16 protein-coding genes are annotated in these 15940 nt (G+C 59.3%); 7 read left to right on the forward strand and 9 right to left on the reverse strand.

Features of this window, described 5'->3' with window-relative positions; genetic code table 11:
* Positions 1-31 precede the first annotated feature (31 nt).
* Together rluB and ACQAYK_RS06350 are read left to right on the forward strand one after the other, a co-directional pair.
* The gene (gene rluB, locus ACQAYK_RS06345; protein ID WP_215873253.1) at positions 32-850 is read left to right on the forward strand and encodes a 23S rRNA pseudouridine(2605) synthase RluB; all 819 of its coding nucleotides are present in this window, start codon (positions 32-34) and stop codon (positions 848-850) included.
* Complete coding sequence (locus tag ACQAYK_RS06350; protein WP_215873252.1) at positions 847-1539, forward strand: endonuclease III domain-containing protein; 693 nt, start codon at positions 847-849, stop codon at positions 1537-1539. Before rluB ends, ACQAYK_RS06350 begins: the two co-directional genes overlap by 4 nt.
* On the opposite strand, the gene hflD is transcribed toward ACQAYK_RS06350, so the two are convergent.
* From hflD to ACQAYK_RS06375, 5 genes are read right to left on the reverse strand one after another with little or no spacing between them, the layout of a single operon-like run.
* On the reverse strand, positions 1518-2180 hold the full coding sequence (gene hflD / locus ACQAYK_RS06355) for a high frequency lysogenization protein HflD (protein WP_215873251.1): 663 nt from the start codon (positions 2178-2180) through the stop codon (positions 1518-1520). The two genes, ACQAYK_RS06350 and hflD, sit on opposite strands and share 22 nt — an antisense overlap.
* Positions 2177-4690, reverse strand: a complete 2514-nt coding sequence (locus ACQAYK_RS06360; RefSeq protein WP_215873250.1) for a bifunctional uridylyltransferase/uridylyl-removing protein GlnD — start codon at positions 4688-4690, stop codon at positions 2177-2179. The genes hflD and ACQAYK_RS06360 overlap by 4 nt, the downstream gene beginning before the upstream one ends.
* A gap of 11 nt (positions 4691-4701) precedes the next feature.
* Positions 4702-5511: a type I methionyl aminopeptidase gene (gene map, locus ACQAYK_RS06365; RefSeq protein ID WP_215873249.1), complete on the reverse strand. Its 810-nt coding sequence runs from the start codon at positions 5509-5511 to the stop codon at positions 4702-4704.
* A 23-nt stretch (positions 5512-5534) separates the two neighbouring features.
* The gene (gene sfsA / locus ACQAYK_RS06370) at positions 5535-6233 is read right to left on the reverse strand and encodes a DNA/RNA nuclease SfsA (RefSeq protein WP_215873248.1); all 699 of its coding nucleotides are present in this window, start codon (positions 6231-6233) and stop codon (positions 5535-5537) included.
* Positions 6230-7126 (reverse strand): LysR family transcriptional regulator, encoded by an 897-nt coding sequence (locus tag ACQAYK_RS06375; RefSeq protein ID WP_215873247.1) that lies wholly within the window; start codon positions 7124-7126, stop codon positions 6230-6232. The genes sfsA and ACQAYK_RS06375 overlap by 4 nt, the downstream gene beginning before the upstream one ends.
* 115 nt (positions 7127-7241) lie before the next feature.
* Here ACQAYK_RS06375 and ACQAYK_RS06380 point away from each other — a divergent pair, with 115 nt between their 5' ends.
* Entirely contained in the window at positions 7242-8417 is a 1176-nt protein-coding gene (locus tag ACQAYK_RS06380) for a TDT family transporter (protein ID WP_215873246.1), read from the forward strand.
* 11 nt (positions 8418-8428) lie between these two features.
* Here ACQAYK_RS06380 and ACQAYK_RS06385 read toward each other — a convergent pair whose 3' ends face one another.
* Together ACQAYK_RS06385 and dksA are read right to left on the reverse strand one after the other, a co-directional pair.
* Entirely contained in the window at positions 8429-9226 is a 798-nt protein-coding gene (locus ACQAYK_RS06385) for an EcsC family protein (protein ID WP_215873245.1), read from the reverse strand.
* Positions 9227-9282: 56 nt separating this feature from the next.
* Positions 9283-9738, reverse strand: a complete 456-nt coding sequence (dksA, locus tag ACQAYK_RS06390; protein ID WP_215873244.1) for an RNA polymerase-binding protein DksA — start codon at positions 9736-9738, stop codon at positions 9283-9285.
* Between the two features lie 153 nt (positions 9739-9891).
* On the opposite strand from dksA, the gene ACQAYK_RS06395 reads away from it, so the two are divergent.
* The gene (locus ACQAYK_RS06395; protein WP_215873243.1) at positions 9892-10650 is read left to right on the forward strand and encodes an HAD-IA family hydrolase; all 759 of its coding nucleotides are present in this window, start codon (positions 9892-9894) and stop codon (positions 10648-10650) included.
* Between the two features lie 52 nt (positions 10651-10702).
* Here ACQAYK_RS06395 and ACQAYK_RS06400 read toward each other — a convergent pair whose 3' ends face one another.
* The gene (locus ACQAYK_RS06400) at positions 10703-11149 is read right to left on the reverse strand and encodes a Fur family transcriptional regulator (RefSeq protein ID WP_215873242.1); all 447 of its coding nucleotides are present in this window, start codon (positions 11147-11149) and stop codon (positions 10703-10705) included.
* A 100-nt stretch (positions 11150-11249) separates the two neighbouring features.
* Here ACQAYK_RS06400 and ACQAYK_RS06405 point away from each other — a divergent pair, with 100 nt between their 5' ends.
* From ACQAYK_RS06405 to speA, 3 genes are all read left to right on the forward strand, one after another.
* Positions 11250-11726 (forward strand): peroxiredoxin, encoded by a 477-nt coding sequence (locus ACQAYK_RS06405; RefSeq protein ID WP_215873241.1) that lies wholly within the window; start codon positions 11250-11252, stop codon positions 11724-11726.
* Positions 11723-13120 (forward strand): PhoH family protein, encoded by a 1398-nt coding sequence (locus ACQAYK_RS06410; protein WP_215873240.1) that lies wholly within the window; start codon positions 11723-11725, stop codon positions 13118-13120. Before ACQAYK_RS06405 ends, ACQAYK_RS06410 begins: the two co-directional genes overlap by 4 nt.
* A 61-nt stretch (positions 13121-13181) precedes the next feature.
* Entirely contained in the window at positions 13182-15071 is a 1890-nt protein-coding gene (speA, locus tag ACQAYK_RS06415; RefSeq protein ID WP_215873239.1) for a biosynthetic arginine decarboxylase, read from the forward strand.
* Between the two features lie 8 nt (positions 15072-15079).
* On the opposite strand, the gene ACQAYK_RS06420 is transcribed toward speA, so the two are convergent.
* Entirely contained in the window at positions 15080-15931 is an 852-nt protein-coding gene (locus tag ACQAYK_RS06420) for a fumarylacetoacetate hydrolase family protein (RefSeq protein ID WP_215873238.1), read from the reverse strand.
* Positions 15932-15940 lie beyond the last annotated feature (9 nt).

Consider the following 15940-nt stretch of genomic DNA (forward strand, 5'->3'; position numbering starts at 1 on the left):
GGCCGTTTTGTTACTGCCGGGAGGCAGCCAAATGGATGAGAAGTTGCAAAAGGTGCTGGCACGCTATGGCCTCGGCTCGCGCCGGGCTTTGGAAGAATGGATTGCCGCCGGTCGCGTCAGCGTTAATGGGCAGCTTGCCAAACTGGGCGATCGCGTAGACGCGAACGCGCAAATCCTGGTGGATGGCAAGCCGCTGCAGATTCCCGCCTGGACGCAGGGACGGCTGCGGATCTTGCGCTACCACAAACCGGCTGGGGAGATCTGCAGTCGGCGTGACCCCGAGGGCCGGCCCTCGGTCTTTGACCGCCTACCACGCCTGCGCGCCAGCCGCTGGGTCTCGATCGGCAGGCTGGATCTGAATTCCGAGGGTCTGCTCCTCCTCAGCAATGATGGAGATCTGGCCAATCGGCTGATGCATCCGCGCTATGGGCTGCAGCGGGAATATGCGGTGCGTGTGCTCGGCCGGCTATCGGACCAGCAGATAGACCAACTGCTCAGCGGCGTGGAGCTGGAAGACGGTCCCGCCAAATTTCTGCAGATCGAAGATGCCGGCGGGGAAGGGGCAAATCACTGGTATCATGTCACGCTGGAGGAGGGCCGCAATCGCGAGGTGCGGCGTATGTTCAGTGCCCTGAATCTGGCGGTGAGCCGTCTGATCCGCGTGCGCTATGGTCCTATCGAAATGCCCAGGCATTTGAAGAGTGGGTACTTCGAGGAGTTGCCAGAGGAGGAGCGTGCGGCGCTTTTTGCAGAGATCGATTGGCAGGAAAAAGACGACCTACCCGCAAAACACGCGCCGGGGAGCCCTTCTGGTACGGCACGCGGTCGGCGGATGCCACCCCGGCGATGACGGCTTCGGTAAACGATTGGCAATGGCTGTACCGTCAATTGCTGGATCGTTGGGGAGTGCAACACTGGTGGCCTGCCAAAACACCCTTCGAGGTAATGGTCGGTGCCATCCTGACGCAGAATACGGCGTGGTCGAATGTGGAGAAGGCGATTGCCCGCTTGCAGGCTGCCGACCTGATGGGCGTCGAGAAGATTCTCGCCAGCAATGACGCGAATCTGGAGTCCTGTCTGCATCCCTCCGGCTATTATCGGGTAAAGGCTCGCCGCCTGCGGGCCCTGTGTGCCTTTTTGCAGGAAGAGGGCTGTGCCGAACTGCCGGAATCCCTGCGGGAGAGAGGGGCTCTTGCCAATTTGCGCAGGAAATTGCTGCAGGTGCATGGGGTCGGGGAGGAAACCGCCGACTCCATTCTGCTCTACGCGCTCCAACTGCCGATCATGGTTGTCGATGCCTATACCAAGCGCATCGCCAGCCGTCTGGGCTGGTGCACAGAGCGGGTGACGTACGCAGAGTTACAGCGGGACATCGAGTCGGCTCTGGTACCTGGCGATGTCGCAATGCGCAATGAATTACACGCCTTGCTTGTGGAACTGGGCAAAAATATTTGTCGACCGCGCCGCCCATTTTGCAGCCAATGTCCGTTACGCAGACGTTGTGCCTATGGAGCCGGTCAGGAGCGGCCGGGTAACTGACGCAGGTAGTCGCGGCTGCATTCGCAGAGTTTTCCCCGTTCGAGCAGCGTGCTCCAGATCCTGCCTCCCGCCTGACGCCACAGCACGCCGGCACGGATTCCCCCGAGGAGAAGGGTGCGAATGCGGGCGGTATCTTCGTCGCGGGTGAGAAAACGGCTTTCGCCGGACACAATGATGCGCGGCGAGAGGGTACCGATACCCTCGGCATAGGTGTCGGCCAGACCGGCCAGGACACTGGGATGCAGCAGCTCGCCAAAATGATCGACTTGGCGTCGCGCCTGCTCTATGCCCCGTTGCACGCGATCCAGGGCCTTTGGCTGCGCCAGCAGGCGGCCGCTCAACTTGGCTAGCGAGAGGGTATAGCGCAAGAGTTCTGCTTCCTCCGCCTGTGCCGGACCCCGATGCAGCAATGGGCAGAGGGCCTGCAGGGCGCGCTGCAATCCTTCAAGGCCTGCCAGGGCAGCAATGCTGTCCTGCGCGTCGATCGCCAAAATGCTCTGCACGCTGAGCAGCAACAGGTGATTATCGCTACGTCCGCGCCGCGCTGCTTCCTGCACCTCGAGCGCAGCACGGAGCATTCCTGCCAGGGCGAGACAGCGATCAGGTAGACGTTGTGCTGCGGGTAAAAACTGGGAGATCAATGAACTTTCGCCCTCTCCGAAGGAAATTTGTCGTTCAGTCGCTGTTCTAGGGTTGCCAGCAAGAGTTGACGCTCCCGGCGGCGCAATTTTTCCCCTTGTTCATTACGGATGAAAAAGGTGTCCTCCACACGCTCACCAAAGGTAGAAACCTTTGCGGCAACGACGCTGAACCCGAGACCCGCAATTACCGCACCAACGGTATAGAGCAATCCCATCTGGTCACAGGCCTGCACTTCCAGCAAGGTGTCGTCCGGAAGTGCATCATTATCCAGATGCAGTTGCAGCGGAATGCCGGCAAAAAAACGATGGCGCGCATCGCGGTGGCGCAGCCCAAAGTGGGGTTGGCTGATTACCCCCAGATGCAGCATGTTGCGGAGCTCCGTCGCCAGCTCATCATGGGCCGCCGCCGAACGCTGAAAGGCGCGTGTTTCGTCGAGTACGTGAAAGGTATCCAGCACGAGACCGTTGTCGCTGGTATCGATCCGTGCTTCCAGAACTGCCAGGGAATGACGATCGAGGAGTGCGGCAATATCCTGAAACAAACCTGGCCGGTCGGGACCGAAAAGGAAAATTTGCTCTCCCTGGTGGGGATGGCGCCGGATGGCGACGTGATACTCTTCGTCTCTTTGCAGGATCTGTCGAGCCTGCCAAAGCAGCTCTTCGCTATCGTAGCGGAGAAAGTACCCTACCGGCAGGGCGCGCCACAACCGCTCCAGTCGTTCGCGTTGCATGGAGGGAAAATCTCGACCCAATATCTCGATGCGCTGGCGCGCAGTTTCCAGGCGATCATCCGGGGCGGTATCAGAGGCGAGAAAGGCGTCGGCGCGCTCATAAAGTTTATAGAGAAGGCTGGCTTTCCAGTCATTCCAGAGCTCTGGGTTGGTAGCCCGCATATCCGCTACGGTCAATAGAAACAGGTGCGCCAGGCGCTTGCGGGTACCCGCCCAGAGGGCAAACTGGCGAATGATTTCGGGATCGTCGAGATCGCGTCGCTGCGAGATGGAGGACATCTGCAGGTGCCCTTCCACGAGCCAGGCGACCAGAGCGCGCTCGCTTTCCGGGAGCTGCAGCCGTCGCGCGAAGCTGCGCCATTCCCGTGCCCCGATACGCGAATGATCCCCCCCGCGACCTTTGCCTATGTCGTGAAAAAGTCCAGCCAGGATCAGGTAGGCAGGTTGGTCGATTTCGCGCCGGGCTCTGCGAATGCTGCCAGTCTCCTCGTCGCGCCAGAGCTCCGCAAGTTGATCGATCAAGAAGAGGGTGTGCTGATCGACGGTGTAGGCATGAAACAGATCGTGCTGAATTAGCCCGCTGACCCGCTGGAAAGCGGGAAGGATGCGTCCGAGTATGCCGGCACGATGCAACCAGTTCAGCATTCGGCTTGCGCGCACAGGCTCGATAATGGCCCGTAAAAATGCCAGACGAAAGGCTGGATCGGAAAACAGTTGCGGTTTCCAATCTCTTTTTTGGCGCCGAGCGGCGCGCAGCATCTGAGCGGGCAAATCCGCCGCAACACTCGCTCGTTGTCCCCAATGGCGTAGCAGCGCACTTGGACTCTCCTCGGCATCGACGGAGCTATCGGGGGATTCTCCCGTGGCCAAGTAGTGCGCAATCGCCTCTTCAACAATGGCTGCCAAACTCTGGATTTCGGCAAAGGACTGATAGAGGCGTTGCATCAGACGCTCCGCCGCACTTCTGCCGCGTTTTGCCGAAAAGCCAAGATCCTTCGCGATGGCTTCCTGTAACTCCAGACGCAGCCGATCCTCGGCACGTCCGCTACGCAGATGCATGGCTACCCGCACTTGCGCGATAAAACGCTCGGCCGCGCGCAACTGGCGCAAGTCCGCCGCATCCAGGATGTCGACGCGCTTGAACATCGCCAGCTCTGGCCGTTGCCAAACGCGCCCGGCAAACCAAAGCAGCTGGTGCACATCGCGCAGCCCCCCTGGCCCATCTTTGATCTGCGGTTCCAGATGGTAGGCGGTGTCACGGAAACGACGATGCCGCGCCTCCTGTTCGGCCACCTTGGCGGCAAAAAAGGCATTGATGGACCAGGGGGGATTGTTCTGCAGTTGTGCTTGCAGGTCCTGCCAGAGCTCTGCGTCGCCGGCAAGAAAACGGCATTCCAGCAAGGTGGTTGCAACAGTCAAGTCGTCCCGCGCCGCCTCGAGGGATTCGTCTATTGTGCGCAAAGAGGCGCCAACCTGCCGCCCCTGATCCCAGAGAGATGTCAGAAGTTGTCTGACAAAGTCTTCCGCGGCGCAGTCGGGCGCGCGCAAGAGCAGCAGATCGAGATCCGAGAAAGGAAAGAGGACGCCGCGTCCATAACCGCCAACCGCAATCAGGCTGAGCCCGGCAGGCGGCTCGAACTGGTGCCAGAGGGTCTGCAACAGGGCATCGGTTTCCCGCGCAAAACGGCGCAGGCGCTGCGTGGTGCTGCCCATAGCGGGAAAAGGCGACGGCAAAGCTGCAGCGGCGGGGAGAGGCACCGACTCGCTGTCAGAGGCCAAGGCCGCTGCTCTCAGAGGGAATCTCCCGGTAACTGGGTGAGTACCTCATGGCCGGTCTCCGTCACCAGAACCGTGTGTTCCCACTGCGCCGAAGGGCTGTGGTCTTTGGTGACGATGGTCCAGCCGTCGGGAAGGGCCTTAATATGCCGCTTGCCAGCATTGATCATGGGCTCGATGGTGAAGGTTTGCCCGACCTGCAGGGCCAGCCCCTTGCCAGGCTCGCCGTAATGCAGGATCTGCGGTTCATCATGAAATTTGCGGCCAATACCGTGACCACAAAATTCACGCACGACCGAACAATGTTGCGCTTCGGCATAACTCTGAATGGCGTGCCCGATATCTCCTAAAGTTGCCCCGGGGCGCACGACTTCGATGCCACGCACCATACTCTCGTGCGCCACTTCGACGACGCGCCGCGCTTTCAGGGGGACGTTCCCCACCAGGAACATCTTGCTGCTGTCACCATGAAAGCCATCCTTGATAACGGTGACATCGATATTGAGAATATCGCCATCTTTGAGAATGCGGTCACCAGGAATACCGTGGCAGATCACGTGATTGACCGAGATGCACACGGACTTGGGAAAGGGCGGATACTCTGGGCTGGGCTGGTAGTGGAGGGGGGCCGGGATCCCCTGCAGATCATTGACGATATAGTCGTGACAGATCTTATCGAGTTCCCCCGTGCTGATGCCGGGACGCACATGCTCGGCAATCATTTTCAGGACCATGGCGGTCAGTTGCCCGGCAACGCGCATTTTTTCGATTTCTTCGGCGTTGTGGACCACTACCGGGGGACGGGCTTGGGCTCGGCGTAACATATAGGCTCCTTCGCACGGTTCACTCAGAACAGCAGCGGTTCCGCGTCACAAAGCTCTATACTATCAGGCCTGACTCGGCTTCGGTAGGCAAGCACCTCAACACCGCGCTCGCGCGCCTGGCGCAGCGCGGCGCCGTACTTCGGGTCGATCGCGTCAGCGGGGGCAAAACCGTGACCATCCTCGCGTCCCAGCAAAAACAGCATGACGGCACGATGCCCGCGTGATCGCTCCCCTTCCAGTGCCTGCAGATGACGCAGCGCTCGACGGCTGTGGGCATCCGGGAAGCGCAGCACGCCTTCATCGTCCAGCAGGGTGCAGGATTTCACTTCAACGAAGACCTCGCCGTGCTCGGGATCGCCCAGCCAGAAATCCACTCGTTCATGCTCGCCGTAGGCAACTTCGCGGCGTAGCTCGCGATACCCGGCGAGCTCCACGATCCGCTGCTCGCGCAGCGCTTCGGCCACCACGGCATTGGGTCTTTGGGTATTGATCGTTACCCAACTCGCACCGCTCCAGTAGAGTTCCCAGGTCCAGGGGAGCTTGCGTTTTTTATCCGCATGCCAGGACAACAGGACGGGCTGGCCGGCTTCGGCGCAACTGCGCATGCTGCCGGGGTTGGGACAATGCACCTGCACCACCTCGCCGTTTTCCAGCTCACAGTCGGCAAGAAAGCGCTTGTAGCGCCGCAATAGCTTTGCCGGGGTAAGGGGAGGTAGTTTCAAGCGTCGGCGCCTCGCAGATGCGAGCGCAAGCTTTGCAGCAGGGTATGGGTGGCCGGATTGGCATCTTCTCGGAACAGGACCGCAAGACGATGCGGGATAGGTGGGTCGAAGTGCAACAGACGCAGATCATCCGGGAGATTGCTCCGATAAAAGGAAGAAAATCCGAGACCCAAACCGCTACGAACACCTTCGCGGATGGCCGCATGGCCACTGAACTCATAGCGAATGGCCAAGTCGATGTCGAGGCGCCGAGCAGCCTGCTGCACTGCTTCGCGAATGCCGGACCCCGGTTCCCGCCAGATCAGATCCTTGCCCTCCAAGACTTGCAAGGGGATCGCCGAGCCTTCCTGTGCCCATGGATGTTGCCCGGGCAGCATCAGGCCGATCTCGGTCTTGACGAGGATTTCCAAGCGCCAGTTCCCTTGCTCTCCCAGTTGCACGTCGTCTTCTACAAAGACCAGATCATATTCATCCTTGTTTTGCCGCGCTTGCCGGCTATTGAGCGCGCAAACCTGCAAGTGGATCCCAGGATAGTCGCGGTGAAACTCCGCCAGCAAGCGGGGCAACAACACTTCGGCGTTACTTTGACTGGCAGCCATGTGCACGGTACCCGTCAGCAGACCTTGACTGTCTGCGCACAGGGACTCAGCTTCTGCCAACGCGGCTTCGATGTGCTCACCAATACGCCACAGCGCAATGCCCATAGGAGTAGGGCTGATACCACGATGGGTGCGACGATAGAGAGGCTCCCCCACACGCTCCTGCAACTGTTTGAGACGATGGGAAATGGCCGGTTGGGTAAGAAACAGGCGTTCGGCTGCCTGATGCAGGTTTCCGGCGCGTGCGGCTTGTGCCCAGATTAGAAGCAGGCTGGGATCGATACGTCGCTCCATGCGGCCCTCTCCATGAAATTAGATTTAATAATCACATGAATTACTTTAATGCATTGGATTTGATATTTTACCGCGCATAACATGTCACCGTCCAATCTGTAAGGAGTGCTCCGTCATGGGTTTTCTCTCAAATGTACCAAACGGTGACATCCGGCAGGTGATTCGTCACTTTACCCCCAACTGGTTCACTGCCAATATGGGAACGGGCATCCTGGCCCTGATGCTGGCCCTCTTTCCGTACGGTCACTGGGGACAAGCGGAGATTGCCAAGGCCCTGTGGTGCATCAACAGCTTTTTCTTTGCGCTATTCAGTATCCTCTTCCTCAGTCGGGCGATATTTTACTTTCGGGATTTTCAGAAACTCTTCGATCATCCCGTGCAGTCTCTTTTCATCGGTGCCATCCCCATGGGATTCGCCACCATCGTCAATGGTTTTTTCATCATCTGGCCCTTGCGTCCCGAGAGCCTGGCCGTCGCGACAGCCTTCTGGTGGATGGATGTAATCCTCGCTCTCACTTCGGTGCTGCTGGTGCCCTATTTTATGTTCACCAGCCAAGGCCACAGCATGGAGCGGATGACCGCAGCCTGGCTGCTCCCCATAGTGCCACCGGAGGTTACCGCGGCCAGTGGCGGTTTGGTGGCCCCGCATCTGGCCTCCGCCGCAGCGGAGAACGTGATCTACATGAGCTACGTACTGTGGGCCATTTCGGTCTTGCTCGCCATGGGAATCCTCGCCATCCTGCTGCTACGTCTGACCCTGCACAAGCTGCCGCATCAGGACATGGCTGTATCGGGCTGGTTGACCCTGGGTCCCCTCGGTACCGGCGCGATGGCCATGATTACCCTCGGTAATGCGGATTTCGCCAGTTTTCATGGCGTCCTGGCAGAAATGGCCCATTTTGCACAGATGGCAGGTCTCATGATCGCCTTGCTGTTGTGGGGCTTCGGCCTGTGGTGGATGTGCATGGCGATCTTCTTCACCCTGCGCTATTTGCGGGAGGGGTTGCCTTTCAATATGGGTTGGTGGGGATTCACCTTCCCTTTGGGGGTGTTCAACGCGGCCACGTACCTGCTGGCCGACAAAACCGGCTTCTGGGTTTTCCAACCCCTGGGAGCCGTCTTCACCATCCTGCTGGCGTTTTTCTGGGTGATTGTAACGCGCAAAAGCTTTCTCGGCATGTGGACGGGAAGGCTGTTTCGGGCTCCCTGCCTATCGGAGGAGACTGGCCTGCCGATGAGCTGCGAGAGCGCGCAAAAGGCATCACAGAAAGCGAGTACCCTTGTTCCGTAGCGTAAGATTTATCAGGCTAGTGCCTGATACGCTTCTGCTATGAATGCTTGACCATACTTGCGTTCCAGCTTGCGGATGAGGAAATGGCCGGTCGCCATGTCCTGAAAATGCGTAATGAAAATGCTGTTGATCGTGGCGCCGCCAATGGCGCCCAAGGCCGGCACAAGCTGCGCCAAGGCCTTGTCGGTCACCGCTACACCAAAGCGTTCAGCGACCTTGCGCAGTAAGGCCAACAGAGCGGCGCTGGCGGATGATCCGGCGCCACTGGCACCGGCCCGACCCACTTCGCTGACCAAGCCACTCAAGGCCATGCGCGCGGCGTAGTAGCCCGTTTCTGCCGCATCATCTGTGCCCTGCCTGGTGCTCCCGAGGGCGAAGACCTCCAGACAGGCGGCTTTGGTCGCAGGGCTGCTGATGGATTCTCCCTGACTGCGGGCGATATCGATGATGGAACGCAACATGATCGTGGTCGAGATGGGTAACTCCACAGCAAGGGCGGAAAGACCAAAAAATCCCCCCACTGCGCCAGAGGCCGCGACCGCTGCCTGGTGCCAACGCGGAGATGGCGCACGGAAGGGTGCGTCATCCAGGGTGAAAAGCGCCGCGTCGGCAGCCTTGCCCAGCGCCGTCTTGCTGATTCGGCCAATCTCGCGGTGCCACTTTTGCGGCAGTCGTTGCAACCCCTGTTCGATGGGGGCCCCCAGCTGATCCACAAGACGTGCTGCCAAGCCGGGGTTTTCCAGAAGCTCGCGGGCTCTGCGCAATTCGGCAGCATCTTCCTCGGTCAGCAGTCGTTGTATCTCCGCCATTGCATCTCCGTCACCTGCGCGAAAGCCTGCCGGAAGTAGCCCCGGGTAGCTGCGAATCAGTCCTGCGCCATTTGCCGCTCACGCTTTTCTTCCAGCGTCTTGCAGTCGATGCAGAGGGTGGCGGTGGGGCGGGCTTCCAGGCGCCGCAGACCGATTTCCACGCCGCAAGCCTCGCAGTACCCATACTCACCAGCATCGATCCGTGCCAGGGTCTGGTTGATCTTGCGAATCAGCTTGCGCTCGCGGTCGCGGGCGCGCAATTCGAGACCCATATCGGTCTCCAGGCTGGCACGGTCATTGGGGTCGGAGTAGTTGACATTCTCGATCTGCAGGTTCTGGACCGTCCGATCGACTTCCGCCATCAGTTCGCTTCGCCAGTCTTCCAGTATCTTGCGAAAGTGGGCGATCTGTCCCGCACTCATGTACTCTTCGTCAGCCGCCGGCTGGTACGGGGTGAAAGCCTGAAGCTCTTGCGGGTTACTAGTTTTGATGGCCGCAGCGCTATCCGTCATGGTCTGTCTTCCTGTCTTAATGTGGAGAAAATCGCGCATGGTGTAGCAGAGATTTCTGACTTTGGCAAACGCCGCCCATTTCGGTATATCCTACCGACCGATCAGTCGAGTGGCGTCAAAACCCATAAACCCGTTCCCCAGGAGGTTGTCCCCATGCCCCGTCTGCGTGCCCTCATTTTTGATGTCGATGGAACCCTGGCCGATACCGAGCGCGACGCCCATCGCGTCGCCTTCAATCGCGCATTTTCCGAGTTTGGCCTGCCTTTCGCGTGGGATGTGCCGACCTACGGCAAATATCTCAAGATCACGGGTGGCAAGGAGCGCCTGCGTGGCTTTTTGCAGGATCATCCCCAATATCCGCAACTGACTGACAGCGAGATCCGCGAAATTCACCGGCGCAAAACCGCCCTCTACGGAGAAATCATTGCCGAGGGTATCGCGCCTTTGCGCCCTGGGGTGAAACGCCTACTGGAGTCCGCACGCGCGGCAGGGATGCGCTTGGCCATTGCCACCACCACGACCCCCGATAATGTTGCGGCGTTGTTGCAAAGCAATTTGGGGGAGGGCGGCTGGAATCGTTTTGACTATATCGGTGCCGGCGATATCGTCCCGCAGAAAAAACCGGCGCCAGACATCTATCAGCATGTCTTGCAGCGCCTGGACCTGATGGCCGCCGATTGCCTGGCCCTGGAAGACTCCGAGAATGGTTTGCGCTCGGCGCTCGATGCCGGGCTGCCGGTGTTGATCACGCAAACGGAATATACCCAGGGACAAGACTTTACCGGGGCATTACGGGTTCTCGATCAGCTCGGAGAGCCGGAGCATCCAGGAAGGATCCTGCAGGGAGGGGAGACTGGGGCCTCTGTCGTCGTCGATCTGAAGACGCTGGAGGATTGGCTCGCCGCGAGCTGAACCTGGATGGTGGCGGCAGGGCAGGCATCCTCGTTCATGTGCCCATACCCAACTAATCCTGTCGTTGGCAGTGCGGGCAGACGCCGTTGACGACCACCTCGATCTCTTCCACGCGATACTCCGCGGGAAGCTTTGGCGCGGGGAGCTGACTTTCCGGGAGGCAGAGCACCTGGCCGCAGCGCAGACAGTGAAAATGGGGATGCGATGGGTGCTCCGGATTGATGGCGCTGAAGCGCCAGACGCGATCATCGGCGGTGATGCGATGCGTCAGGTGATGCTGTACCAGCCAGTCCAGTCCCCGATAAAGCGTGACACGGTCGATGCTTTCTGCCCAACGTACTTGGATGTGTTCCTGAATCTCGCTGTGGCTCACGGGTTGCCCCAGATCGAGCAGAGATTGCAGGATTTGCAGGCGGGCACGGGTCGGACGCTGGCCGGCGGCACGAACCCGCCGTTCCGCCTCTACTGTTTGCGCTGCATTATCCGTCGCTCGTTCCATCCCCGCATGGTACCCCGCGCATCCGCTGTCAGCAAAGCAACTGGACAGCTACGTCGCGAGCGCGTTAGATTCACGAGGACGTCGCAATGGGAGAAAAGCCGTGGCCGAACGCCTCGAAATTGGTCAAATTGCTCCAGAATTCACCGCTAAAAATCAGCGAGACGAGGATATCGCCCTGAGCTCCCTGCGGGGCAAGAGCGTCGTGCTCTATTTCTATCCGAAAGATGATACCCCTGGCTGCACCACCGAGGGGCAGGAATTTACCGCCCTCTACCCCAAGTTTCAGGTGGCCGGCGCCGAAATACTGGGGGTATCCCGGGATAGTGTCGCCAGCCATCTGAAGTTTGCTTGCAAATACGAATTCCCTTTCTCCCTGCTTGCCGACCCCGACGAAACCCTGTGCAAGGCGTACGACGTCATCAAGGAAAAGAAGAACTACGGCAAGGTCTATCTGGGGATCGAGCGCAGCACCTTTGTGATCGATCGCGAGGGAAAGCTTGCCTACATCGAACGAAAAGTGAAGGCAGCCGGTCACGCTGAAAAGATCCTGGCCATCGTCGAGAAGCTCGCCGGATGACGACGGGATCTGCGGCAGCACAAAGGCGGCTCTATGTGCTGGATACCAATGTTCTGATGCACGATCCGGCGTCGCTGTTCCGCTTTCAGGAACACGACATCCTCCTGCCGATGATTGTGCTGGAGGAGCTGGATCAACACAAAAAGGGCTTGAGCGAGCAAGCCCGTAACGTCCGCCAGGTGAGTCGACATCTCGATGAAATGCTCGGCAGTGACGCGGACCTCGAGATCGGCCTGCCGCTGCCCTATGCGCAGGGACGACTCTATTTTCAGACGGCCGCCTATCAGGCAACACTGCCGGAAGATCTGGCGGGTGGCAAAGCAGATCATGAGATCCTTGCCGTTACTCTGGCGCTGCAAGGGATGCATCCCGATCGCGAGGTCATCCTCGTCAGCAAGGATATCAACTTACGCATCAAAGGCCGCACCCTCGGCATTCGTGTGGAGGATTATCACAATGACCGCGCCCTCGAAGATGCCGATCTGCTCTATACCGGTGTCGACGTCCTGTCTCAGGACTTCTGGGAGCACCACAGTCGCGACCTCGATGCCTGGCAGGAGAATGGTCGCAGCTTCTACCGTCTGCGTGGCCCGGCGGTAGAGCACTGGTATCCCAACCAGTTCATTCAATTGGATCCGGGTGGTGAGCAGCGCGAAGACTTTTCCGCCATCGTCCGCAGCGTGGCTCCCGATCATGCTATTATCGAGAGGATTACCGATTACGGCTCGGAACGGAATGCAGTATGGGGTATTCGTGCGCGCAACCGCGAGCAGAATTTCGCCTTGGCCCTGCTGCTCGATCCCGAGATCGACTTCATCAGCATTCTCGGGCCGGCAGGTACGGGCAAGACCCTGCTGACTTTGGCTGCGGCACTGCAGCAGATTTTCGAGGAAAAGCGCTACGCCGAAGCCATCATCACCCGGGCGACGGTTCCCGTCGGTGATGAAATCGGCTTTCTGCCAGGTACCGAAGAGGAAAAGATGCAGCCCTGGATGGGGGCGATCGAAGACAATCTCGAAATACTCTCGCGCGGTCCCGAGGGGGCAGGCAGTTGGGGGCGCAGCGCCACCCAGGACCTGATCAGCAAGCGACTGCGTATCAAATCCATGAGCTTCATGCGCGGGCGTACCTTTCTGGAAAAGTTCGTCATCATTGACGAGGCACAGAACCTTACCCCCAAGGAAATGAAAACCCTGATCACCCGCGCTGGTCCTGGAACCAAGGTCGTTTGCCTGGGGAACATCGCCCAGATCGACACCCCCTATCTGACGGAGACCACTTCGGGCCTGACCTATGTCGTCGACCGTTTCAAGAAATGGGAGCATAGCGGTCATATCACTCTGCGGCGCGGGGAACGCTCGCGTCTCGCGGATTATGCCAATGAGGCGCTCTAACAGAGCTTGAGTCGTAGCCTGTCAACTTCTAGACTGTGCGCGTCAAATGAAGGAAGGGACGATGGGCTGGACGCCGGAAGACTCGAGCAATCTGTACAATCTAGCCCATTGGGGCGAAGGTTTTTTTCAGGTGGGGGAAGACGGTCAACTTTGGGTCACTCCCGATGGCCCGCAGGCCCGCAGCCGCGCCGGTCTGGTGGACGTCATCCAGCGGCTTTCCGGACAAAATCTGGGATTACCCTGTCTCCTGCGCTTTCCGCAAATTCTGCAGCAGCGCGTTGAAGCCCTGCAAACTGCCTTCCAGGAGGCAATGCAGCCGGAGAACTACGTCGCCCCCTACACCCCGGTCTATCCCATCAAAGTAAATCAACAACGGCGCGTGGTGGAAGAGATCCTGCGCGCCGGGCAGGGTCAGCTGGGTCTGGAAGCCGGTAGCAAGCCCGAACTCCTGACCGTGCTGGCATTGATGCCGGTAGGTGGTACCGTCATCTGCAATGGTTATAAAGACGCCGAATACATTCGTCTGGCGTTGATGGGGGAACGTCTGGGCCTGCGGGTCTATCTCGTGATCGAGAAAAGCGCAGAATTGCCGCTGATTTTGCGCATCGCCAAGGAATTGCAGGTGCGCCCCCGCATTGGGGTGCGCGCCCGTCTGGCTTCGGCAGGTGCGGGAAAATGGCAGAATACGGGGGGCGAAAAATCCAAGTTTGGGCTCTCCTCCACAGAAATCCTGCAGCTCCTCAGCGAGCTCGCCGCCGTCGATGCTCTGGACTGCCTGCAGCTCCTGCATTTTCATCTTGGCTCACAAATCCCTAATATCCAGTTCATTCACGGGGGTATGCGCGAGTGCGCGCGGCTCTACGCGGAATTACGTCATCTGGGTGCCGATGTGCAGGTAGTCGATGTCGGCGGCGGGCTGGGGGTAGATTACGAAGGCACCCACTCGCGGGCCTACTGTTCCACTAACTACCGGCTGGGGGACTACGCCCAAGCGGTGGTAGGAGGCTTGGCGGAAATTTGCCATCAGGAAGACTTGCCGCAGCCGCGAATCATTTCCGAATCGGGTCGGGCCCTCACCGCCCATCACGCGGTATTGCTCTTCAATGTGGTCGATGTCGAGCGCGCCTCGGGCGAGACCTTGGCCCCCGATGATCTTCCGGAAGATACCAATCATCCGTGGCGACGCCTCCTGGATCGCGTGCAGCAGCACCCTGATGCCAATACTGCCCTGGAGGTTTATCAGGAGGCTCTTTTCCGCATTGGTGAGGAGCAACAGGAGTTCAAGCTCGGATTGATTACCCTTGCTCAACGGGCGCAAGCGGAGCGCCTGTACGCGCACCTGATGTGGCGCTGTCGCGCGTTGTTGGACCCCGCCAAGCGCGCCCATCGTGAAGTTCTGGATGAACTTGAAGAAAAGTTGGTAGACAAATATTTTGCCAATTTTTCTCTGTTTCAGTCGCTACCGGATGTGTGGGCGATCGATCAGGTTTTCCCGATCATGCCTGTACACCGCCTGGACGAACGCCCGGAGCGGCACGCGCGCCTGGAGGATATCACCTGTGATTCCGACGGTCGCATTGATGCCTACGTCACGGCTGATGGTTTAGGGCCGACGCTGCCAGTTCATGGGTTGCGCGCTGACGAACCCTATTATCTGGCGGTGTTTCTGGTGGGCGCCTACCAGGAGATTCTTGGCGATATGCACAATCTTTTTGGCGATACCGATGCCGTCAATGTGATTTGTGAAGAAGATGGCGCCCTGCGCCTGGAAGGTGCAGTGCCAGGAGACTCGGTGGCCGAGGTGTTGCAGTATGTGCAATTTTCTGCCGAGGAACTCGTCCGCCAGTTCGAGCAGAAACTGGCAGGCGCCGGCAGTGTCCCCGCCGCAGAACGGGAGGGCTTTTTACGGGACTTCCGCGATGGTCTGCAAGGCTACACCTACCTGGAGTAGTACCGGAATTACCGAGCATGGCGAATCGGATTACGTAACGTGCCAATGCCCTCGATCTGCAATTCGCAGATCTCGCCAGCCTGCAGAAAGCGCGGCGGCTGGCGGCTGAAGCCCACCCCCGCCGGCGTGCCGGTCGCCAACACATCGCCAGGTCGCAAGGGCAGGGCAGCGGCCGTGGCGACCAGCAAGTCCGCCACATCGAACAGAAGATCGCCGGTATTGCCATCCTGCAGGGTTTCCTCACCAATGCGGGTCTGCAGGCGCAGCCCTGCGCCGCCGACGGGTAAATCGTCGGCACTTACTACCCAGGGGCCCATGGCACCACTGCGCGCCACGTTTTTGCCCAAGGTCCACTGACTACTGCGGAACTGCAGATCTCGCAGGCTGCCATCGTTGAAAATGGTATAGCCGGACACTGCCGCCAACGCCTGCTCCCGGCTGATCCGGCCAGAGAGAGGCCGTCCAAGCACCACCGCCAGCTCCACTTCATAATCGAACTCCACCGAGACGTCTGGTATCTCCAGGGCCTCCTCGTGCCCCACCAGTGAGTCGGGAAACCGAATAAAAAGATTGGGATACTGTGGTGCCACACTCCCGGTCTCGGCAATGTGGTCGCGATAGTTGAGTCCGGCACAAAGAATCTTCTGGCCGAGCAGGGGAGGAAGATAACGCATCTGGCGCTGATCGATGGGCGCGCATTGTGTTGGCATATGATCCAGTTGCTCGCGTAGGCGGGAACTCCGGCTCAGTACATCGCTTACGCTTAGATTCCCGTCCAATTCCCGCAGCTGAAAGGCATTGTCTCCGATCCAGACGGCGATCTCCGCACGACCGGCAATTTCCAACAAACTCCAACGCATAGCGCTAAC

The organism is Acidithiobacillus sp. AC3 (assembly GCF_050261095.1).
Lineage (GTDB): Bacteria > Pseudomonadota > Gammaproteobacteria > Acidithiobacillales > Acidithiobacillaceae > Igneacidithiobacillus > Igneacidithiobacillus copahuensis.